The sequence below is a fragment of the Cellulomonas iranensis NBRC 101100 = JCM 18110 genome (genome assembly GCF_001552375.1).
GTDB classification, from domain to species: Bacteria; Actinomycetota; Actinomycetes; order Actinomycetales; family Cellulomonadaceae; genus Cellulomonas; species Cellulomonas iranensis.
The window spans coordinates 1-21,185 of sequence record NZ_BCRB01000069.1 but is presented as its reverse complement, the minus strand read 5'-3'; the positions used below and the strand labels follow the sequence as shown (position 1 = coordinate 21,185).

Sequence of the window (21,185 nt, the reverse complement as noted above, 5' to 3'; positions counted from 1 at the left end):
GGCTCGACGGACACGAGCACGCCCGTGTCCGTCGAGCCGTACCGCTGTCCGTCGACGTCGGAGGGGCGGGTGGGGGTGCTGGGCGTCCGCGGGCGTGCCGCTCGCGGGCGGCTCTCTCGCTCCGTCGCGGGAGCGGCGGGTCAGGCGCGGCGGCGCAGCGCGACCGACGCGGCCGCGACCGACCCGACGCCCCACGCGAGCAGCACGACGAGCGAGCGCGTGGGCATGCTGAACGTGTCCTGCGCGAGGCCCGCGCGCACGAGCTGCGCCATGGGCTCGATCGGCAGCCACTCGTGCGCGCTCTGCAGCCACGCGGGCATGCGCTCGGCGGGGTAGGAGACGGGCGAGAACAGCAGCACGATGAACACGAGCGCCTGCGTGAGCAGGTTGGCGAGCTGCGGCGGCAGCACGGTCGCCATGCCGTAGCCGACGGCCGCCGACGTGAGCGAGACCAGCACGGTCGCGGGCAGGAACCACGGGGCGATCGACAGGTGGATGTCGAAGCGCAGGACGCCCGCGAGGATGCCGAGCGCCATGCCGGGCAGCGCGATGAGGGTCCACACCAGCAGGTCGGACACGAGGAACGCGGTGCGCGGCACGGGCAGCGTGCGCATCCAGTCCAGCGAGCCCTCGGTGCGGGCCTGCGACACCATCTGCGGCGTCATGACGATGCCGACGGTGATGAGCGTGATGGTCGGGGCGCCGGTCGCGAGGAACAGCGCCGTCGCGGGGTCGGGGTCGCCGACGAGCAGGCCGTAGCCGACGACGGTCGTGACGGCCATGAACACCTGCACGACGACCATGAGCGGCAGGTACTGCGACTGCCGGCGGAGCTGCCACTGCACGAGCAGCAGGGTCTGCCGGACGGCGTCGAGGCGCGACGACGTGGTCGCCGGGGACGCGGTGAGCGTGGTCATGCGGCGGGCACCTCCGAGGTGGCGTCGGCGGGCTCGCCGACGAGCTGCACGTACACGTCCTCGAGGGACGCGGGGGTGAGGGCGTAGCGCTCGAGGCGCCCGGCCTCGACCTCGTCCTGCGCCCAGCGGACGACCTCGGCGGCTGCGTCGGCGGGCACGGCGGCGGTCGCGCGCAGGTGCCCGGCGGTGACGTCGCGGGCGGCGGCGTGCCAGCGCACGGGCTCGCCGGGGACGGTGTCGACCTCGAGCGTGAGCGCGCCGCTGAGGCGTGACGTGAGCCCGGCGGGGGTGTCGGCGGCGATGACCGTGCCGGCGTCGAGGATCGCGAGGTGGTCGACGACGCGCTCGGCCTCGCGCACGTTGTGCGTGACGAGCAGGACGCCGTGCCCGGAGTCGGCGAGGCCGCGGATCTGCTGCCAGAGCAGGCGGCGGCGCACGGGGTCGACGTCGTTGGTGGGCTCGTCGAGCACGACGAGCGTGCCGGGCACGACGGCGGTCATGGCGAACGCGGTGAGGCGGGCGATGCCGCCGGAGACCTTCTCGGACGGTGTGTCGGCCCAGGGGCCGAGGTCGAGCGCGTCGAGCAGGTCGGTGGTGCGGCGGCGGATGTCGTCGGGCGCGGCGCCGCGGATGCGGCCCACGAGCTCGATGGCACGCCGCGGCGTGAGGCCGCTGATGGGCACGTTGGCCTGCGCCTGGATGGACACGAGCCGGCGGGCGCGGGCGGGGTGTGCGACGGCGTCGACGCCCTGCACGGTGATGGTGCCGGCGTCGGGCCGGACGAGGCCGACGACCTGGTGCACGAGCGTGGTCTTGCCCGCGCCGTTGTGGCCGAGCAGCCCGACGACCTGGCCCGCGGCCACGTCGAGGTCGATGCCGTCGTTGGCCTGCACGCCGCGTCGTCCGCGGTACCGCTTGCGCAGCCCGCGGACGGTCAGCACGTCCGTTGCGTCCATCCCCGCCTCCAGTCACATACCGATGAGTACGTGCCGCACGGTACGCACAAATACTCATCGGTATCAACCCATTGGTATGCGGGTTGCGTATCCTGGTCCCATGGCCGACGACCGGGACACCCTCAAGGCGGCCTCCCGCGCCCTCGCCGACGCCGCCGCGCAGCTCACGCGCGCGCTCGGCACGCAGGCCCGCCAGCACCTCCCCGAGGTCGGCGAGGTCATCGCGCAGGGGCTGCGCGAGGCCGCGCTCGAGCTCGCGGACGTCTCGGAGTCGATGGACAAGAAGTCCGGCAAGGGCGAGGCGCGCCGCCGCAGCAAGGTCGACCGCACGCGTGCCGACCTCCTCGACGCGGCCGCGCGGGTCTTCTCCGCCAAGGGCTTCGAGGGCGCCTCCGTCGACGACGTCGCGACCGAGGCCGGGTACACCAAGGGAGCCGTCTACGCGCACTTCGGGTCCAAGCGCGACCTGTTCCTCGCGGTCGCGAGGTCGGTGCTCGACGCCGAGAGCGCCGGGGAGCACCGGCTGCCCGGCGTCACGACCGACGGCGTCGACGTCGCCGCCCTCGAGGCCGCGCTCGCCGCGAGCGCCCAGGACCCGCGCCTGCTCCTGTCGATCGAGCTGCTCGCGTACGTGATGCGCCACCCCGGCACGTCCGAGGAGCTCGAGGTCGTCTACGCGCGCGCGTTCGACGCGCTCGCGTCCCACGTCGCCGACGTGCGCCGCGCACGCGAGGCCCGCGCGGGCCACGACGTGGTCCCCGGCGTCACCGAGCACGACCGCGACACGACGCTCGGCGTGGTCGCCGTCCTCAACGTCGCCCCGTTCGGGGTCCGCCTGCTCGGCGAGCCCTACGCGGGCCCCGCGGCCGGCGCGCGCGTCATCGCGCGGCTCCTCGAGGGCTGAGCGCGGGGGCCGTCGACGCCGTCACGTGGTCCGACGACGCCGCGTCGCGGCCGCGACCCCGGCCACCCCGACGGACGCGACGAGCGCCGCGAGCGCGAGGAGCGGGAGCGGCGCGAGCCCCGTGCGCGGCAGGCCGGACGCCGTCGGCGTCGTGCCCGCGGTCCCCGGTCCGGCTCCGGCGGGTGCCGTGCCGGCTCCCGTCCCCGGCGCGCCGGTGCCAGGCGTGCCACCACCCGGCGAGCCGCCACCCGGAGTGCCGCCGCCCGGCGTGCCGCCGCCCGGCGTGTCGACGCCGACCACGTCGAGCACGGTGCTCGCGGTCGCCGTCCCGCCCACGGTGGACACGGTGAGCCGCACGAGCGCGCCCTCGTCGGCGACCGACGGCGTGAGCGTCAGCACGTGCTCGGTGCGGACCGCCGGGCCCGCCGCGCGCGCCGCCGCCCCTCCCGCCGGGCGGGCCGACGTGGCCCACGCGAGCGGCACCGGCTGCCACGTCGCCCCGCCGTCGCGGGACACGTCCCACGTCGCGGTCGCGTCGGCGCCCAGCACCGTCCACGCGAGCGTCGCCGGCACGCCGGTGGTCAGCCGCGTCACGGGGCCCGGGCCGTCGACGACCTCGGGTGCCGCCGCGACGACGAGCTCGGCCTCGGCGCTCGTCACCGACACCGGTCCCGCGACGAGCGTCGCGGTGGCGACGGCCCGCACGCGCAGGCCGTCGTCGGCGAGCGTCGGGGTGAGGCGCAGCGTCGTGCCGGTGCCGACGGCCGCCCACGTCGTGCCGTCGGACGTCGCCTCCCACGTCACGTCCGGCACCGGGCGGCCCGTCACCTCGACCGTGAACGCGACCTGCGCACCGGGCGCCGTCGCGACGTCGAGCGGGTCGCTGACCGTGGGGGCGACGAGCACGCGCAGCGCCGCGTCGGTGCTGGTCACCGACCCGCGCGAGGAGGTCGCCACGGCCCGGTAGCGGGTGCCGTCGGCGGGGGGGTCACCGGGGACGACGAGCGTCGTGCCGGTCGCGCCGGCGACGTCGTCCCACGTCGTGCCGTCGCTCGAGGACTGCCACGTGACGGCGGGCGCGGGACGCCCGGCGACGGCGACGGTGAAGGTCGCGTCCGCATCCGCATCGACCGTCACGTCGGCGGGCGGCGTCACCACGACGGGCGGCGCGTCGACGGCCACCGTGGCGGGGTCCGACCCGACGGTCGCGAGCGCGTTGCCCGCCACGGCGCGCACGAGCAGTCCGTGGTCGGCGTCGGTGAGGGTCCGCGCGTACGACGGGCCGGTCGCGTCGGGGACGTCCGCCCAGGCCGTGCCGTCGGTGGACGTCTGCCAGCGGACGTCCGGTGCCGGGTTGCCCGTCGCGGCGGCCGTGAACGTCACGACGTCGCCCGCGAGGCCCGTCGCGTCCTGCGGCTGCGTCGCGAAGGCGGGGGCGTACCGGACCTCGAGCGTCGCGGCGGCGCTGCGAGAGTGCGGTGTTGACGGCCTCGAGCCGCTGGCCCCAGGCCGTCAGCGCGTAGACGTCGACGTCGGCGGGCGCGGGCAGGTGCTCGCGCGCGAGGACGCCGTGCTGCTCGAGCTCGTGCAGACGCTGCGCGAGGACCGAGGGGCCGATGCCGACGACGTCGCGCTGCAGCTGCGTGAACCGCTTGGGCCCGAGCAGCAGCTCGCGGACGACGATCATCGTCCACCGGTCGCCCACGACGTCGAGCGCGTGCGCGGCCGCGCACCCGTCGTTGTAGGAGCCGTACGTCCGTCGTCCTGCCACGACCCCAGCGTACGCCCCCTACTACGACTGCCGGATCATCCGCTACGGTTACCGTAGCGATCGTCGGCGCCCGGCCGGTCCGGTCCCACCGCCCGAGGAGCCCGCGATGACCCTGCACACCCCCGAGCGGCTCTGGGCCGCGATCCACGCCGAGCGCACCCGCCTGGCCGACGACCTCACGGGCCTCACCGACGCGCAGTGGGCTCACCCGACCCTGTGCGCGGACTGGACCGTCGAGGACGTCGTCGCCCACCTCACCGCCGCCGCGACCACCGGGCGCTGGGCGTGGCTGCGCAGCATCGCCGGAGCGCGGTTCCGCCCCGACGTGCACAACGCGCGGCGCCTCGCCGAGCACCGTGGCCCCACCCCGGCGGACACGCTCGCGGCCTTCCGCGCGGTCGTCGACGCACGCGTGGCCCCCACGGGCGACCTGTGGGCGTGGCTCGGCGAGGTCGTCGTGCACGCCGCCGACGTCCGCGAGCCGCTCGGGATCGCGACGGCGCCCGACCCCGACGCCGTGCTCGCCGTCGCCGAGGGCTACGTGCGCAAGGACTTCGCGGTCGACTCCCGGACCCGCGCGCGTGGCCTGCTGCTCGTCGCGACGGACAGCGGCTTCGTCTCGGGTGCGGGTCTCGGCGTCGAGGGCGCGACGCTCGACCTCGTGCTGGCGCTCGCGGGGCGAGCCGCGGTGCTGCCGCGGCTCACCGGTGACGGCGTCGGGACGCTGGCCGGGCGGATCGGCGGCTGACGCCGGCCGACCCTCGGCCGGCGCTCGCAGCTGGTCCCGCACAGCACCGCGTTGGGTCGCCACATCGCTCGAGCCGTCCGGACCACGCGTCTTCGGCCGCCCGAAACCCCTCGTGACGGGTGTGCCACGCGCGTCGTCGCACGCCCTCGCAACCGCGCGCGCTCGCCTAACGTCGGCGGGACACCCCCCGTCCTGCCCTGGAGTAGCCGTGCCCGCGTCCCGTTCCCAGCTGCGCCGGTGGCGCCGCAACCTCGCCGACGAGCGCGCCGAGGCCGCCGTCTACCGCGACCTCGCGAGCCGTCGCGACGGTGAGGAGCGCGAGATCCTGCTCGCGCTCGCGGAGGCCGAGCGCCGTCACGAGGCGCACTGGCTCGAGCTGCTGGGCGACCAGGTGGGCCCGCCCGCGCGCGGTGCGTGGCGCACGCGCGCGCTCGGGTGGCTGGCCCGGCGGTTCGGCTCGGTGTTCGTGCTCGCGCTCGCGCAGCGCGCCGAGGCGCGCTCGACGTACGGCTCGGACGCCGAGGCGACGCCCCGCATGGCGGCCGACGAGCAGATCCACGAGGAGGTCGTGCGCGGCCTCGCGATCCGGGGGCGGCAGCAGATCTCCGGCACGTTCCGTGCCGCGGTGTTCGGTGCGAACGACGGCCTGGTGTCGAACCTCGCGCTCGTGCTGGGCATCGGGGCGAGCGGCGTCTCGACCGGCACCGTGCTGCTGACGGGCCTCGCGGGGCTGCTCGCGGGTGCGCTGTCGATGGGTGCGGGGGAGTACGTGTCGGTCCGGTCGCAGCGCGAGCTGCTGGAGGCCTCGCGCCCCGACGCCGACGCGGCGGCCGCGCTCACGCACCTCGACGTCGACGCGAACGAGCTGTCGCTGGTCTACCGTGCGCGCGGCATGGCGGCCGACGAGGCGCAGGCGCGCGCCGACGTCGTGCTGGCGTCGCTCGCGCACTGGGAGGCGCAGCGCGCCGTGACGGGGTCGCTGCTGCGCACGTCGACGACGCTGCCCGGTGGTGCCGACGCGCCCACGCTCGCACCGGACGAGGCCGTCGTGCCCGCCCCCGAGCGGGACGAGCACGAGTCGATCGGCACCGCGTGGGGCGCCGCGATCGCGAGCTTCTGCTTCTTCGCGTCCGGTGCGCTGATCCCCGTGGTGCCCTACCTGCTGGGGGCCGAGGGGTTCACGGCCGTGCTGTGGTCGGCCGGGCTGGTCGGCGTCGCGCTGCTGGGGACGGGGTCCGTGGTGGGGCTGCTGTCGGGGGCGTCGCCGCTCAAGCGTGCGCTGCGGCAGCTCGCGATCGGGTTCGGGGCCGCGGCGGCCACGTACGCGCTGGGGCTCGTGTTCGGCACGTCGGCGCTCTGACGGGTCCGCGCGCCGGGCTCGCGGCGTGCACGGCGCGACGGGCGGGCGTACGCCGCCTCTCTTTACGACACCTGTAGTACGTTGACGACAGTTGTCGAAAGGAGACCGCCGTGCGACGCCTGCCCGACGCCGAGCTCGACGTCATGGACGTCCTGTGGTCCGCCACCGGACCGCTCACCACGCGCGCGGTGGTCGAGTCGGTGCCCGCCGAGCGCGGGTGGAAGATCCAGACCGTCGCGACCCTGCTCGGGCGCCTCCAGGCCAAGGGCTTCGTGCGCTCGACGCGCACCGGCCGCGACCTGCACTACGTCGCCGAGGTCGGCCGCGACGAGTACCTCGCGTTCGAGACCGGCCGCTTCATGGAACGGTTCCACCGCGGCAGCCTGCGCAGCCTCCTCGCGAGCTTCGCCGCCGACCGCCCCGTCGACGACGCCGAGCGGCGCGAGCTCGAGGCGTGGCTCGACGCGCGCGAGCGCAGCACGGACCGGCCGTGACCGCGTTCGCCGTCTGGCTCGCCGCCATGACCGCGGTCACCGCCGCCGCCCTGCTCGCCGACCGACGCTGGTCCGCACGGCTGCGGCCGACCGTGCTCGCGGGTGCCTGGTTCGCGCTCGCGGTCGCGTGGCTCGTGCCGTTCCGCCCGGCGCGGCACGTGCCCGCGACCGCGTTCCCGCTCGATCCGACCGCCACGGTCCCGACCGGCGCGCCGCCCACCGCCTTCGCGCCGTCGGGTCCGGGTCTGCCCGGCGTCGGGTGGGCGGTGCCCGGCGCCGGCACGCTGCTCGACCGCCTCGGCACGGCGGGCGCCGCGCGCGCCGCCCTCACGGCCCTCGGCCTCGCGTGGGCCGCGGGCGCCGTCGTCGCGCTGGTCCGCGCCGTCGTCGCCCGTCACGCGATGCGGACCCACGTCGCGCGCTGGGGCGTCGAGGTCGACCCGGCGCTCGTGCGCGACCTGCTCGGCGCGGACGTCGGCGGACCGACCCCGCGCGTCGTCGTCGCACCCGTCCCCGCGCCCGTCGTGCTCGGGCTGCGCTCGCCGCGCGTCGTGCTGCCCGTGATCGACACCGACACGCCCCTCGTGCTGCGGCACGAGGTCGCGCACCTGCGCCGGCGCGACCCCGCGCAGCGCGTCGCGCTCGTGCTCGTCCGCGCCGTGCACTGGTGGAACCCGGTGGTCCGGCGCGCGGTCGACGCCGCCGTCCGCAGCTCCGAGGTCGCGTGCGACGCCGCCGCGACGGCGCACCTCGGCCGGGCGGGACGCGTGCGGTACGCGCGCGCCCTGCTCCACGCGCACCCGGCGGCGCCCGCCCCGGGGCGCCTGCTGGTCCCCGCACTCACGGAAGGACACGACGTGGCACGACGCATCACGACCCTGTTCGAGGACCGACCGCGACGGCGCGGGATCGGGGTGCTGGCGCTCGGGGCCGCGCTCGTGGTCGGCGTCGGCGTGCCGGTGTGGGCCGGCACGGGCGGCGCCGCGACCCCGCCCGGGTGCGTGCCCGGCAGCGTCGTCGAGGAGGACGGCGCCCGCGCGTGCGAGCTCGTCGACGACCCGGCGGTCCCCGCGCCTGCGGGCTGGTCCAGCGAGAACGCGACGTCGCTCGTGCCCGGCGACGGCGTGGACCTCGGGCTGCAGCCGTGGCTCGGCGCCGACCTGACCGTCGACGACCACGGCACCGTGCGCTACCGCGGCGAGGCCGTCCGGGGCTTCGTCGGTGCGCGGGCCGACGGCGCGCAGTCGACCTGGTGGGACGACGAGGGCGACGTGTACGTGCTCGCCGACACCGCCGGGCGCCTGCGCGAGGTCGCGGCGCAGGACTTCCCGTTCGACGCGAGCTGACGCCGCCCGCCTCCGCCGCGCCGTCCCCGCCGCGCCGTCCCCGACGTGGAGCGGCGCGGCACCGACGTCCAGGACCTCTCCGTGGGACCTTCACAGACCCGCTCCACGACCCCCGGCACGCCCCCGACCAGCGCTCCTACCGTCGACGGTGTGACCCAGGACCCCGTCGGACCCCGCCACGCGCGCACGCTGCGACCGTCCGTCGCGCGCGTGCCCGCGCTCGTGCTCACCGGTGTGCTGACGCTCCTCGCGTCGGGCGCCGCGGCCGTCTACCTCGACCTGCGCGGGCAGATCGACGTGTCCGACGTCTCCGGGCTGGTCCTCGCGACGCCGCGCGCCGACGCCACGACCGCGGCCCCCGGCGACCCGTTCGCGGGCGACGCGATGAACGTCCTCGTCATGGGCACCGACCTGCGGGACGCCGAGAACGTGGCGCTCGCGGGCGAGGCCGAGGGCATGCGCTCGGACACGACGATGCTCGTGCACGTCGCGGGCGACCGGACGTGGGCCGAGGTCGTGTCGATCCCGCGCGACTCGCTCGTCGAGCTGCCGGAGTGCGCGCTGCCCGGCGGTGGGCGCTCGAAGCCTCGCACCACGATGTTCAACGAGGCGTTCTCGATCGGCGCCGGGCCCGAGCAGGACGTCGACCACGCCGCGGCCTGCACGATCAACGCCGTGCAGGCGCTGACGGGCGTGACGGTCACGCACCACGTGGTGGTGCGCATGACGGGCGTGATCGACGTCGTCGACGCGCTCGGTGGCGTGCGCATGTGCCTGCCCGAGCCGGTCGACGAGAGCCCCCGGTACGGCGACCTGCACCTGCCGGCGGGCGAGCAGCGGCTCGACGGCCGGCAGGCCATCGGGTTCCTGCGCGCCCGGCACGGCACGGGCATGGGGCTCGAGCTCGGCTCCGACCTCACGCGCATCGCGCGTCAGCAGGCGTTCGTGCAGTCGGCCGTGCGCGAGCTGCTGGGCAAGGACCTGCTGGGCGACGTCGACGAGCTCTACGGCGTCGCGCGGGCCGTGCTCGGGTCGCTCAGCGCCGACCCGCAGCTCGCCGACCCGGTGCGGCTCGCGGCGTTCGCGTCCTCGTTGCGCGGCATGGACCGGTCGCGGGTCGTGTTCACCGAGGTGCCCGTGGCCGCGGCGCCGAGCGACCCCAACCGCGTGGTCTGGACGTCGGCCGCCGACGAGATCTGGCAGCGGCTCGCGTCGGACGCGCCGCCCCCGGAGCTGGCCCCGGCGGCGCCCGCGGCGTCGCCGGACGCGACCGGCGGTGGCGCCGGAGGGGGCGTCGAGACGCCGGGCGGGTCCGCGGCGACCACGCCACCCGGTGACGGGTCCGGTGCGGGTGCCGACGGCGGGTCCGGGCAGCCGGGGACGGCCGTGCCGCCCGCCGACGCGCTGCTCCCGGGCGTGTGCGCGACGTGACCCGGTCGGGGGTTGCGCTGTGAGGTGAGGCTCACCTTATGCTGGGCGCGTGACCCAGCCGCCCACGACGACGACCGTCGCGACGACTGCCCCCACGGCGACCCCGTTCCGCATGTTCCACGTGCGCGTCGCCGCGCTGCGCCGCCTGTGCCCGAGCCTGCTGCGCGTGACCTTCACGGGTGACGACCTCGACCGGTTCGCCGACAACGGGTTCGACCAGCGCATCAAGTTCTTCCTGCCGATGGCGGGCGCGTCGTACGCGGACCTCATGGACCTGGGCCGCACGGGCGACTGGTACGGCACGTGGCGCGCGCTGCCCGCCGAGCAGCGTCACCCGATGCGCACGTACACGGCGCGCGGCGTGCGCCCCCACCCGCGCGAGCTCGACGTCGACGTCGTCCTGCACGGCGACTCCGGTCCCGCGTCGCGGTGGGCGTCGACCGCGCAGGTCGGCGACGAGCTGGTCGTCATGGGCCCCAACGCCGACCACGCGGGCCCGCACGGCGGCGTCGACTTCGTGCCGCCCGCGCGCACCGACCGCCTGCTCATCGCGGGCGACGAGACCGCGCTGCCCGCGATCGCGGGGATCGTCGAGCGGCTCCCGCGTGACGCCGTCGGCGAGGTCCTCGTCGAGATGCCGTGGTCCGACGACCGCCTCGAGCTCGGCGCGCCCGAGGGCGTGCGCGTGCACTGGTTGGGTCGCGACGGCCGCGAGCACGGCGACCTGCTGGTGCCCGCCGTGCAGGCCGCGTGCGCGCGCCTGCTGCCCGGTCAGGCCCCCGCCCCGGACCTCGAGCTCGAGGACGTCGACGTCGACGCGGGCCTGCTGTGGGAAGTGCCCGTCGACTACGCGACCCACACCGCGCTCACCGCCGAGGCGAACCTCTACGCGTGGCTCGCAGGCGAGGCCGGTGTCATCAAGACGCTGCGCCGTCACCTCGTGCGCGACTGCGGCGTCGACCGCAAGGCCGTCGCGTTCATGGGGTACTGGCGGCAGGGGAAGTGCGAGGCGAACTGAGTCGCGCGCTGCGCGACCCCGATGGCACGGGGCGACCCACGTACCTCGACATCACGGTGCTTGGGGTGGGGCTGGGTCGAGGTGCCGAGGCCGGCGGTGTGACGGCCCGCCTCACCCGAACCGCAGTCGGTCCACCATCACGTCGGCCTCGTCCAGCACGTCACCCGCGGCCCACGCCATGTCGCGTCGCGACTCCGTGATGCGTCGCAGCACGCCCGCGTCCTCGAGTCGCTCGATCGCCGCGTAGGCCCGTGCGGTCGAGACGCCGGTGAGCCGTGCGACGTCGGAGGCGTCGACGACCGGGTGTCGCGGCAGGACGTCGAGGAGCGCCACGGCGGCGCTGTCGGACCGTGCGCGCACGGTCTCGCGCCACTGCGCGGGCAGGGCGGCGAGCCGCGCGGCGGAGACGGCGGCCTCGCGCGCGGCGCGCGTCGTCGCGTCGGCGAGGAACGCGACGAACGGCTCGACCTCGCCGGTGCGGTAGTCGTTGACGAGGCGGAAGTACGTGTCGCGCTCGGCGACGATCGCCGATGCGACGGGCACGGCCATGCGCCGCGTCATGCCGCGGTAGCGCCACAGCGCGTTGACGAGGGTGCGGCCGACGCGCCCGTTGCCGTCGGTGAAGGGGTGGATCGACTCGAACTGCGCGTGCGCGACGGCCGCGTGCACCACGGGGTCGAGGTCGGTGCGGCGCAGGAAGCGGATCAGGTCTGCCATCAGGTCAGGGACCCGCGCGGGTGTCGGCGGGACGTGCAGGGCCCCGCGCGGTGAGCGGTTCGAGCCGCCGATCCAGTTCTGGACGGATCGCAACCGGCCTGCGTCCCACTTCTCCTCGGGGTCGTCGGCCATGAGGGGGCGGTGCGCCGCGAGGACGTCGCCGAGCGCGATGCCGTCCGTCGCGCGGTCGATCAGGAGCGTCAGGCCGTCGATCGCGCCCTTGACGGTGCGCGCGCTGCGGGGTGCGCGGATGCCGTACTGCGCGCGGGCCAGTTGGTCGACGGTCGTGAGCTCCTCCTCGATGCGGGAGGAGGCGATCGCCTCGGTGCGCAGCAGGAACGGTTCGAGCGTCGCGACCTGGTCGGCGTACGTGGCCTCGAGGACGCCCACCTCCACGGCCGCCGCGCGCGCCGACTCCAGCGCCTCCCGGCCGACCTCGACGACGACGTCGGCGATGAGCGGCGGGATGCTCGCCTCGTACGTCGAGATCTCGGCGCGTCGTCCGCTGGCGGGGACCCACGGCAGGGTCTCCGACTCGTGAGGGGGGACGCCGGATCGAGGGTCGACGTGCGTGCTCATCCGACCTCCGAACCGTGAGCAGGGACGTGGCTATTCTCGCATCCCGCTCTAAGCGATAACAAGGATGCCGTTGTTCTCGCTTCGTCGAGGCTGCTCCGGCTCAGTACGCGTACCGCCGCACGTTCTCCGGGTGCAGCACCAGCAGGACCTGCCGCTCGTCGGCCTGCGCGGCGAGGTCGGCCTGGCGCACGGGGTCGGTCATGTCCCAGTAGCGCGGGGCGAGGCGGGCGGCGAGCGCGTGCGCGGCCGCGTCGTCGTCGTGGATCGTGACGTGGCCCGTGACGGCCACCCAGTGCTCGCGCTCCTCGACGGGCGCGGCGACGACGAGCGACGCGTGCGGGTCGCGGCGCAGCCGACGGACCTTGAGGGCGTCCGCGGCGCTGAACAGCCGGATCGTGCCGTCGTCGGCGAGCTCGAACCACACCGGGCGCGGCTGCGGGGGCGTCGCGCCGTCGGCGGTGGTGAACCAGCCGTGCAGCGGGCGGCGCAGCAGGGTCAGGTCGGCGTCGGTGAACGGCGTGTCGTCGGTGCTCATGGCGGCTCCCGGGCTCGGTGGTGCGACGTCGGTCGCAACGCGCCCGGGCCGCTCGGACTTCCGGCGCGGTCACGGGTCGTGCCGTGCGCGCACGCGTTTTCGTCGGCGGACGGCCCCCTGGGTACCCTCCCGTGGCCGGGCGGACGACGGGGGTGCCCAGCGGCACGCCCGTCGTCGTCCTCCCCGTCCATCAGGAGGACCCCGTGACCCTCGAGACCGCCCCCGCGTCGGCCGGCCGCCGGCCGATCGTTGTCGCAGCGGCCGCGATCCTCGTCGTCGTGCTCGCAGCCGGCGCCGCGTTCCTCGCGCTCAAGGTGCCCGCCGACCGCGCCGCGCGGCTGTTCGCGCACGACGCGTCGGCGCACGTCGAGCGCGTGCTCGCGCTGGTCGGCACGCCGCACGCCGCGATCGCCGCGATCGACACCGGACGCGTGCCCGCCCCGCAGGTCGCCACGGGCGTGGGGCTCAGCGGCGTGCACCGCACGGTGAGCGCGCTCGTCCCGCGGTACGACGACGGGCTCGACGCGCTGCGCGACGGCCTGGCAGCCACCGTGGCGGCGCCCGCGGACGCCTCGCCGCCCGACCTCGCTCCGCAGACGACCGCGCTCGCCGACGTGCGCGCGGCCCTGCTGTCGGCCGTCTGACCCGCCCGGCCCGACGACCGCGAGCGGGCCCGACGACCACCAGCCGGCCAGACGACGGCGGGCGGCCTGACGACCGCGAGCCGCCCCGCGACCGCGGGCGGGGACCGGTCGGCCCCGCCCGCGACCGACCGGGCTCAGCCCGCCCAGGCGACCTCGAGGTCCAGCACCCACGTCACGCCGAAGCGGTCGGTGAGCATGCCGTACAGCGGCGACCATGCGGACGGCGCGAGCGGCACGACGACCGTGGCGCCCACGGCGAGCGCGTCCCAGTGGCCGTGCAGCTCGTCGGCGTCGGTCCCGCGCACCGACACGAACACCGGGATCGTGCCCGGGTCGTAGGGCAGGCGCGAGGGCACGTCGTACGCCATGACGTGGAAGCCCGCGGGCGAGACCACCTGGCCCCAGCTGACCTGGTCGGCCTCGTGCGGCTCGGTCTCGCTGCCGGCCTGCGCGTGCGTGACGACGGTCAGCTCGCCGCCGAACGCGTCGCGGTACAGCTCGAGCGCGGCGCGCGCGTCGCCGCGGAAGTTCAGGTGGGTCGTGGTCGTGAGGCTCATGCGTGCTCCCAGGGGTGCGGGGGTGTGGTGCCGGTCCGTCCGACGGCGGCACGTTCGCAGGCCTTGCGGTCAGGTCCTGTCCGCATGGCCGCCTAGGTTGGGGGCATGACGACGCCCGCCGCGACGACCGCCCGGCTGCTGCGGCTGCTGTCGCTGCTGCAGGCGCGCCGCGACTGGCCCGGGCCGCTGCTCGCCGAGCGGCTCGACGTCAGCGCGCGGACCGTCCGCCGCGACGTCGAGCGGCTGCGGGACCTCGGGTACGCGATCGACGCGACGCGCGGCACCGACGGCGGGTACCGGCTCGACGCGGGCGCCGAGCTGCCGCCCCTGCTGCTCGACGACGACCAGGTCACGGCCGTCGCGGTCGCGCTGCAGGCTGCGCCGCTGCTCGCCACCGACGTCGACGACGCGGCCGAGCGCGCGCTCGCCACGATCCGCCGCGTCATGCCCGAGCGGCTGCGGCGACGCGCCGACGACGTGCGGTTCGTGCCGCTGCCCGACGCGACCCCGACACCGTCGACGACCGACGCGCTCACGTTGCTCACCGCGGCCGTCCGCCGTCACGAGGTCGTGCGGTTCGACCACGACGCGCCCGGCGCCGACCCGGACGCGCCGCCCGGCCCGCCGCGCCGCGTCGAGCCGCACCACGTGGTGGCGACCCGCGGCCGCTGGTACCTCGTCGCGTGGGACCTCGACCGCGACGACTGGCGCCTGTTCCGCGTCGACCGGCTGCGGCTGCGCGCGCACACCGGCGCCAGGTTCACGCCCCGCCCGGTGCCCGGCGGCGACGTGCGCGCGTTCGTCGCCGCCCGGTTCCGGGGGACGACGCCGGACACCACGGGCGCGGGCGGCCCGACCGAGGCGTCCCCGGGGCGCACGCCCGCGGCCCCGCGCGAGGCCGCGGCCTGGCCCTGCACCGGCACGGCCGTGCTGCGTGCGCCCGCGCGCGCCGTCGCGCCGTTCGTCGACGACGGGACGGTCGAGGACCTCGGCGACGGGCGCTGCCGTGTCACGCTCGGCGCGTGGTCGTGGGTCGCGCTGGCGGCGCTGCTCGGCCGGTTCGACACCGACGTCGAGGACGTCGCGCCGCGTGCGCTGGCCGACGCGTGCGCGGTGCTCGCCGCGCGGTACGCGACCGCCGCACGACGCTCCGCCGACCTGCCCTGACAGGCACCGCGCACCGCTGCGACCGTCCGGGTCCCCGCGCGCCGTCGCGACCGTCCGGGTCCCCGCGCGCCGTCGCCGACCGGCCCGGCGCCCGTCGCGCGCCCCGCGGCCACGTGCCCCGACGCGAACGTCAGTCGACGACGACGGCACCCCGCGGCCCCAGCGCCGCGAGCAGCTGCAGCTTGTCGTGGCTGGCGGTGCCGGGCGTCGCGGTGAGCACCAGGAGCACCTGCCCCTGGTCGGGGTCGTGGAGGATCTGGCACTGCAGCTCGAGCTCGCCGAGGTCGGGGTGCCACAGGCGCTTCTCGCGCCACGACGTCGAGCGCACCTCGTGCTCCTGCCACAGCGCGGCGAACTCGGTGCTGCGCGCGAGCAGCGCGTCGACGAGCGCGGCCGCGCGCGAGCGCGGACCCTGCGCGGCGTGCGCCGCGCGCAGGTCGGCGACGAACGCACGGCCGACCTCGGGGTGCTCCGCGTGCGGGTAGACCTCGCGGGCCGCCGGGTCCACGAACCACCGGTAGACGACGCTGCGCATGAGGCCCTGGTGCCGCGTCTCGTCGCCGAAGAGCGCGCGTGCCGCGGCGGTCTGCACGAGCGTCTCACCCAGCGCCGTCATGACCTGGGCGGGCGTGTCGGCGAGCCGGTCGAGCACACGCATCGTCCCGGGGGACACGTGGTCCCCGCCGCCCGCTCGCGCGGGCGCGTTCTGACCGGCGAGGTGGAACAGGTGGTCACGCTCGGCGAGCGTGAGGCGCAGCCCGCGGGCGATCGCCCCGAGCATCTGCGGCGACGGCTGCGGGCCGCGCGACTGCTCCAGACGTCCGTAGTAGTCGACGGACATGTCGCTGAGCGCGGCGACCTCCTCGCGGCGCAGCCCCGCGGTGCGGCGGCGCGGGCCGCGGGGCAGGCCGACGTCCTCGGGCTGCAGCGCCTCACGGCGGCGACGCAGGAAGTCGGCGAGCTCCACGCGGTCCATCCCTCCATGGTGCGGGGTCGGCGAAGCGGCGGGAAGGGATCGGCGATCCCCCTCTGCCGTCGCTCGGGGGTGACTGGACCGCGCTCTCGCGACCTGGGGTGGGGTGGTCGGGGTGACTGGATCGCGCTCTCGCGACCTGGGTCAGGGGGTGGGCGGTGTTCCGGTGAGGCGGTGGGAGACGTCCCAGACGCGGCGCGCGTCGTCGCGGTCGGTGAGCGGCCGGTACAGCGGCTGCTCGGCGGGCGGACCGCCGAGGTGCTGGAACCCGCGCGGTCCGTACAGGTGCCCGCCGCGCGCGTCGGGGGCCGTCGCCGCGAGGACCGCGGGCAGCGCGGCCGACGCGACCGTCCCGACCACCCAGCCCCGCCGCGACAGCCCCGCGATGACGCGCCGCCCGAGCCGCTCGCGATCTCGCCCCAGGCCGGGCTGCGCCGCGAGCAGGTTCGTGGGGGAGACGCCGGGGTGCGACAGCGTGCTCGTGACGCCCCACCCGCCGGCCGCGCTGCGGCGCTGCAGCTCGGCCGCGAACAGCCCCAGCGCGAGCTTCGACGAGCCGTACGCGCGGCCCGGGTGGTAGCCGTGCTCCCAGCCCAGGTCGTCCCAGTGCACGGCGGCCCGCGCGACGGCGATGCTGACCTGTGTCGTCACGCGGCCGCGCGCGGCGGCGAGCAGCGGCAGCAGGTGCGACGTGAGCGCGACGTGCGCGAGGTGGTTGACGCCGAGCTGCAGCTCGAACCCGTCGGCGGTCGTGCGCCGTGTCGGCGGCTCCATGACGCCCGCGTTGTTGACCAGCACGTCGACCGGACGGCCGTCGGCCAGCAGCGTCCCGGCGAACGCGGCGACGGAGGCGAGGTCCGCGAGGTCGGCGTGCCGCACGTCGAGGCGCGCGTGCGGCACCTCGGCGCGCAGCCGGTCGGCGGCGGCACGGCCCTTGGCGAGGTCGCGCACCGGGAGTACGACGTCGGCGCCGGCGCGCGCGAGGTGCCCGGCGACGTGCACGCCGATGCCGTCGCTGGCGCCCGTGACGACGGCGAGCCGCCCGGTGAGGTCGGGGACGTCGGATGCGGCGAGCAGGGGCACGGTGACCTCCGGCGGTGGGTGGCCGCACCGGGTGGTGCGACCGCTCCATGCTCGGCGCCCGGGCGGCGCGGCGGCAGGGCGCGTGCGTCCGGGGACCGCGGGTCCCTGCCTCCCGCGACCTGGGCGTCGTGGGTGAGGTGACTGGATCGCGCTCTCGCGACCTGGGGTTGTGGGCGACTGGATCGCACTCTCGCGACCGGGGGTTGGGGGTGACTGGATCGCGCTCTCGCGACCGGGGGTTGGGGGTGACTGGATCGCGCTCTCGCGACCGGGGTGGGCTCCGCGGGCCGGGCGCTCTGCCGGCGCGGCGTGCCGGCGAGGCCCTCGAGCGGACGTGCGTGTGCGGCGTTGCGGCTGCCCGGCGGCCGGAACGCCGCACACCCGGTCCGTGGTCCGTGTCCGGTGGCCCGCGGCGTCAGGCGGTGGCGGGGGTCCCGCCGCGGTGGCGACGCACGACGACCGCCGCCGCCCACGCCACGAGCGCGGTGACGCCCACGCCGACGACGGCGCCCAGCGCGACGTCGTGCGGGTAGTGCACGCCCTCCATGACACGGCCCGCCGCGGCGACCGCCGCGAGCGCGACGGCCGACCACGCGACCCACGCGGCGCGCGTCGCGACCACGAGCACGACGACGGCCGCGAACGCGACGGTCGCGTGGTTGGACGGCAGCGACCAGTCCCCGGGCGGCGGGCAGTGCGCCGCGTACGACCACCGCGTGCACGGACGCTCCTGCGTGAGCACGAGCTTGAGCCCCTCGCTCGTGCCGTACGCGACGGGCACGCCGGTCGCCGCCGCGAGCGTCACGGGGAGCCGGTCGCGGTGCGCGCGCCACGCGTGCCCCACGGCCAGCGCGACCCCCGCGGCCAGCAGCCCGAGCGCGCCCAGCGACACCAGGTCGACCCCCGGCACGCCCGCCGTCACCGACGCGACCGCGCGGTACAGCGTCGGGCTCAGGCTGCCCGGGAACGGCAGGAGCAGCAGCACCGCGACGGCGGCGGAGAGGGTCGCGAACGGGGCCAGCGTGCGGCGGGCGAGTGCGGTCATGCGGGCGACGGTAGGTGCCTGACCTGCGGCGTCGCGTCGCCCCGGGGGTGGTCCGTCCCGTCGCGGGCGTCCCCCCGTGGTGGGGCCGCGCCTCGGACCGGGGTCCGAGCGGGTGCCCGCGTCGGTGGTGAGGGACGCCCCGGCCGCGGCGCGGGCGCCGCCCCCGACCCGGCCGACCCGACACGACGTGGACGCCCGCCCAGAGTTCGTCCCACGTGCGCGAGGATGGCGACGTGACGTCCCGCCCCCGCACCCGCCGTCCCCCTCGCGCCGCATGAAGGCGCCCGCCTGGCTCCGGTGGCTCGACCCGCTGACGGCGATGATCGTCGGCGTCCTCGTGCTCGGGCTGCTGGTGCCTGTGCCGGAGGCCGTCGGCGAGGTGCTCGACGTCGTGCGCACGGTCGCGATCGTCGTGCTGTTCTTCCTGTACGGCGCGCGCATGCCCACGCGCGAGGTCGTCGACGGGCTCAAGCGGTTCCGCCTGCAGGGCTCGATGCTCGCGGCGACGTACGTGCTGTTCCCGGTGCTGGGGCTGCTCGTGCAGCTGCTGCCGGACGCGGTGCTCGACCCCGACCTGCGCCGCGGCGTGCTGTACCTGGCGCTGCTGCCGTCGACCGTGCAGTCCTCGGTGCTGCTGACGTCGGTCGCGCGCGGCAACGTCGCGGGCGCGATCACGGGCGCGACGATCTCCAACGTGCTCGGCGTCGTCATCACGCCCGTCCTCGTGGCCGTGCTCATGGGAGCGACGGGTGCCGGCATCGACAGCGGCGCGATCACCGGGATCCTGCTGCAGCTGCTGCTGCCGTTCGTCGCGGGGCAGGTCGCGCAGCCGTGGATCGGCGCGTGGCTGCGCGGGCACGGCAAGATCACGCGCACCACCGACCGCACGACGATCCTGCTGGTCGTGTTCACGGCCGTGAGCGAGGCGCAGACGTCGGGCGCGTGGGACCACCTCACGGCCGGTGCGCTCGTGGTGCTGCTCGTGGTGTGCGCGGTGGTGCTCGCGGCGATGCTGACGATCACGTGGCGCGGCGGCGGCCTGCTGGGCCTCGACCGCGGCGACCGGATCGCGCTGCTCATGTGCGGCTCCAAGAAGTCCGCCGCGACGGGGCTGCCGATGGCGGCCGTGCTGTTCGCGCCCGCGGTCGCGGCGAGCGTCGCGCTGCCGGTGATCGTGTTCCACCAGCTGCAGATCGTGGTGTGCGCGATGCTCGCGCGGCGCCTCGCGCGCACCGACCCCGAGCCGGAGCCCGCGCGCCCCTGAGGCGGCCGCGTCACGGCGCCAGCCGGTACCCCCGCGCGGGTTCGGTGAGCAGGTGCCGCGGGTGCGCGGGGTCGGGCTCGAGCTTGCGGCGCAGCTGCGCGACGTACACGCGCAGGTAGTGGCTCTCCGTGTCGAGGTACGGGCCCCGCAGCTCGCGCAGCAGGTCGGCGCGGTCGACCACGCGGCCGACGTTCCGCGCGAGGATCTCCAGCAGGTGCCACTCGGTGGGCGTGACCTGCACGTCGGTGCCGTCGGGGCGCTGCACGCGCCGCGCCGCGAGGTCGACCGTGAACGCCGCGGTCCGCACCTGCGGGCGTCCGGCCTGCGGCACTGCGCGACGCACGGCGGCCCGCAGCCGCGCCATGAGCTCGTCCATCGCGAACGGCTTGGTCACGTAGTCGTCGGCGCCCGCGTCGAGCGCCTCGACCTTGTCGTCCGACGTCTGGCGCGCCGACAGCACGACGACGGGCGTCGAGGACCACACGCGCAGCGCGCGCAGCACGTCGAGCCCGTCGACGTCCGGCAGGCCCAGGTCGAGCAGCACGAGGTCGGGCGGGTCGCCCGCGAGCAGGTCGAGCGCGGCCGCGCCGGTCGCGACGGCGTGCACGTCGTACCCGTGCACGCGCAGGCTCACGCCCAGCGCACGGGCCAGCGCCGGGTCGTCCTCGACGACGAGCACACGGGTCATGCGCCACCTCCGTCCAGCGGGATCGTCAGGACCATGGTGAGGCCGCCGCCGGGCGTGTCCTCGGCGTCGAGCGTGCCGCCGTCGGCCGTGACGAACCCGCGCGCCACCGCGAGGCCCAGGCCGAGCCCGTGCCCGCGGGGTGCGTCGTCGAGGCGCTGGAACGCCGTGAACATCGCGGCCTTGCGGTCGTCGGGCACGCCCGGGCCGTGGTCGACGACGCGCACGACGACGACGTCGTCGACCTGCCCCGCGCTCACGCGCACCGGCGCGCCGCCGTAGCGCACGGCGTTCTCGACGACGTTGGCGAGCGCACGCTCGAGCAGCGCGGCGTCCACCGTGACGAGCGGCAGGTCCTCGGGGACGTCGACGTCGACCGCGCCCTCGGGGACGCCCGCCAGGGCCGCGGGCACGACCTCGTCGAGCGCGACGGGCGCGCGGCGCGGCACGACCACGCCCGCGTCGAGGCGGCTCATGTCGAGCAGGTCGTCGACGAGGTGCTGCAGCCGGTCGGCGTTGTGCTCGGCGTCGCCCAGCAGCGCCGTGCGCTCGTCGGCGGGGATCGCGTCGCCGAGCGAGCGCAGCGCCGAGACCGACGCCTTGATCGCGGCGAGCGGCGTGCGCAGGTCGTGCGACACGGCCGCGAGCAGCGCGGTGCGCATGGCCCCGCGCTCGCGCTCGGCGCGTGCCGTGCCGGCCTCGACGCGCAGCGCGTCGCGCTCGAGCACGGCCTCGACCTGCAGGCCGACGGCGCGCGCGAGCCGCACCTCGTGCGGCGGCGGCGTGCGGCCGGTGAGCACGAGCCGCAGCGCGTCGGTCACGGGGACCTCGGTGGGGCCGTCGTCGGGCCCGTCGTGGGGAACCGCGCCGGGCCCCGCGCCCGGTGCCGCGTCGAGAGCCGCACCCGGTGCCGCCCCGGCCGCGGGTGCGTGCGCGGTCGCGACGTCCACCCACGGCGCGGCGGGGGCCGCCCGGCGCTGCGCCACGACCC

General features: G+C 76.6%; 21 protein-coding genes and 1 pseudogene. 10 read left to right on the top strand and 12 right to left on the bottom strand.

Features of this window, described 5'->3' with window-relative positions:
- Positions 1 to 140: 140 nt before the first annotated feature.
- Complete coding sequence (locus tag CS2_RS13615) at positions 141 to 917, bottom strand: ABC transporter permease (RefSeq protein ID WP_046529463.1); 777 nt, start codon at positions 915 to 917, stop codon at positions 141 to 143.
- Positions 914 to 1,873, bottom strand: coding sequence for an ABC transporter ATP-binding protein (locus tag CS2_RS13610; protein ID WP_070320396.1), 960 nt, complete (start codon positions 1,871 to 1,873; stop codon positions 914 to 916). The genes CS2_RS13615 and CS2_RS13610 overlap by 4 nt, the downstream gene beginning before the upstream one ends.
- Before the next feature lie 100 nt (positions 1,874 to 1,973).
- Here CS2_RS13610 and CS2_RS19435 point away from each other — a divergent pair, with 100 nt between their 5' ends.
- A complete protein-coding gene (locus CS2_RS19435) occupies positions 1,974 to 2,777 on the top strand; it encodes a TetR/AcrR family transcriptional regulator (RefSeq protein ID WP_070320395.1) in 804 nt (267 codons plus the stop codon).
- A 21-nt stretch (positions 2,778 to 2,798) separates the two neighbouring features.
- Here CS2_RS19435 and CS2_RS13600 read toward each other — a convergent pair whose 3' ends face one another.
- Positions 2,799 to 4,160, bottom strand: coding sequence for a DUF8696 domain-containing protein (locus CS2_RS13600; protein WP_070320394.1), 1,362 nt, complete (start codon positions 4,158 to 4,160; stop codon positions 2,799 to 2,801).
- A gap of 142 nt (positions 4,161 to 4,302) precedes the next feature.
- Positions 4,303 to 4,464: pseudogene (locus CS2_RS19570) on the bottom strand (winged helix-turn-helix transcriptional regulator); the annotation flags it as partial.
- 190 nt (positions 4,465 to 4,654) lie between these two features.
- Here CS2_RS19570 and CS2_RS13595 point away from each other — a divergent pair.
- The 6 genes from CS2_RS13595 to CS2_RS13570 all read left to right on the top strand — a co-directional run bounded on the left by CS2_RS13595 (position 4,655) and on the right by CS2_RS13570 (position 10,945).
- Positions 4,655 to 5,296 (top strand): maleylpyruvate isomerase family mycothiol-dependent enzyme, encoded by a 642-nt coding sequence (locus CS2_RS13595; RefSeq protein ID WP_070320393.1) that lies wholly within the window; start codon positions 4,655 to 4,657, stop codon positions 5,294 to 5,296.
- Positions 5,297 to 5,504: 208 nt separating this feature from the next.
- Positions 5,505 to 6,656, top strand: a complete 1,152-nt coding sequence (locus tag CS2_RS13590; RefSeq protein ID WP_070320392.1) for a VIT1/CCC1 transporter family protein — start codon at positions 5,505 to 5,507, stop codon at positions 6,654 to 6,656.
- Between the two features lie 110 nt (positions 6,657 to 6,766).
- Complete coding sequence (locus tag CS2_RS13585; protein ID WP_070320391.1) at positions 6,767 to 7,150, top strand: BlaI/MecI/CopY family transcriptional regulator; 384 nt, start codon at positions 6,767 to 6,769, stop codon at positions 7,148 to 7,150.
- The gene (locus CS2_RS13580) at positions 7,147 to 8,496 is read left to right on the top strand and encodes a M56 family metallopeptidase (RefSeq protein ID WP_156442139.1); all 1,350 of its coding nucleotides are present in this window, start codon (positions 7,147 to 7,149) and stop codon (positions 8,494 to 8,496) included. Before CS2_RS13585 ends, CS2_RS13580 begins: the two co-directional genes overlap by 4 nt.
- Before the next feature lie 150 nt (positions 8,497 to 8,646).
- Positions 8,647 to 9,927 (top strand): LCP family protein, encoded by a 1,281-nt coding sequence (locus tag CS2_RS13575; protein ID WP_082740228.1) that lies wholly within the window; start codon positions 8,647 to 8,649, stop codon positions 9,925 to 9,927.
- A gap of 49 nt (positions 9,928 to 9,976) precedes the next feature.
- Entirely contained in the window at positions 9,977 to 10,945 is a 969-nt protein-coding gene (locus tag CS2_RS13570; protein ID WP_370876009.1) for a siderophore-interacting protein, read from the top strand.
- 111 nt (positions 10,946 to 11,056) lie between these two features.
- Here the strand turns inward: CS2_RS13570 and CS2_RS13565 are convergent, their stop codons facing one another.
- Together CS2_RS13565 and CS2_RS13560 are read right to left on the bottom strand one after the other, a co-directional pair.
- Entirely contained in the window at positions 11,057 to 12,241 is a 1,185-nt protein-coding gene (locus CS2_RS13565) for a Fic family protein (RefSeq protein WP_070320389.1), read from the bottom strand.
- 100 nt (positions 12,242 to 12,341) lie between these two features.
- Positions 12,342 to 12,776, bottom strand: coding sequence for a pyridoxamine 5'-phosphate oxidase family protein (locus tag CS2_RS13560; protein ID WP_070320388.1), 435 nt, complete (start codon positions 12,774 to 12,776; stop codon positions 12,342 to 12,344).
- A gap of 203 nt (positions 12,777 to 12,979) precedes the next feature.
- Here CS2_RS13560 and CS2_RS13555 point away from each other — a divergent pair, with 203 nt between their 5' ends.
- Positions 12,980 to 13,420 (top strand): hypothetical protein, encoded by a 441-nt coding sequence (locus tag CS2_RS13555; RefSeq protein WP_134851425.1) that lies wholly within the window; start codon positions 12,980 to 12,982, stop codon positions 13,418 to 13,420.
- Positions 13,421 to 13,554: 134 nt separating this feature from the next.
- Here the strand turns inward: CS2_RS13555 and CS2_RS13550 are convergent, their stop codons facing one another.
- A complete protein-coding gene (locus CS2_RS13550) occupies positions 13,555 to 13,977 on the bottom strand; it encodes a VOC family protein (protein ID WP_070320386.1) in 423 nt (140 codons plus the stop codon).
- 105 nt (positions 13,978 to 14,082) lie between these two features.
- On the opposite strand from CS2_RS13550, the gene CS2_RS13545 reads away from it, so the two are divergent.
- A complete protein-coding gene (locus tag CS2_RS13545; protein ID WP_070320385.1) occupies positions 14,083 to 15,144 on the top strand; it encodes a helix-turn-helix transcriptional regulator in 1,062 nt (353 codons plus the stop codon).
- Positions 15,145 to 15,274: 130 nt separating this feature from the next.
- Here the strand turns inward: CS2_RS13545 and CS2_RS13540 are convergent, their stop codons facing one another.
- From CS2_RS13540 to CS2_RS13530, 3 genes are all read right to left on the bottom strand, one after another.
- Entirely contained in the window at positions 15,275 to 16,120 is an 846-nt protein-coding gene (locus tag CS2_RS13540; protein WP_070320384.1) for a helix-turn-helix transcriptional regulator, read from the bottom strand.
- Between the two features lie 141 nt (positions 16,121 to 16,261).
- Complete coding sequence (locus tag CS2_RS13535; protein ID WP_156442138.1) at positions 16,262 to 17,200, bottom strand: SDR family oxidoreductase; 939 nt, start codon at positions 17,198 to 17,200, stop codon at positions 16,262 to 16,264.
- Positions 17,201 to 17,615: 415 nt separating this feature from the next.
- Complete coding sequence (locus CS2_RS13530; RefSeq protein WP_070320383.1) at positions 17,616 to 18,245, bottom strand: phosphatase PAP2 family protein; 630 nt, start codon at positions 18,243 to 18,245, stop codon at positions 17,616 to 17,618.
- A gap of 274 nt (positions 18,246 to 18,519) precedes the next feature.
- Between CS2_RS13530 and CS2_RS13525 the strand changes: the two genes are divergently transcribed.
- Positions 18,520 to 19,509: a bile acid:sodium symporter family protein gene (locus CS2_RS13525; protein WP_046529421.1), complete on the top strand. Its 990-nt coding sequence runs from the start codon at positions 18,520 to 18,522 to the stop codon at positions 19,507 to 19,509.
- A gap of 10 nt (positions 19,510 to 19,519) precedes the next feature.
- On the opposite strand, the gene CS2_RS13520 is transcribed toward CS2_RS13525, so the two are convergent.
- Positions 19,520 to 20,197 (bottom strand): response regulator, encoded by a 678-nt coding sequence (locus CS2_RS13520; RefSeq protein WP_070320382.1) that lies wholly within the window; start codon positions 20,195 to 20,197, stop codon positions 19,520 to 19,522.
- Positions 20,194 to 21,185: sensor histidine kinase (locus tag CS2_RS13515; RefSeq protein WP_233421189.1), on the bottom strand; the 992-nt coding region annotated here is incomplete at its 5' end. The genes CS2_RS13520 and CS2_RS13515, both read right to left, overlap by 4 nt.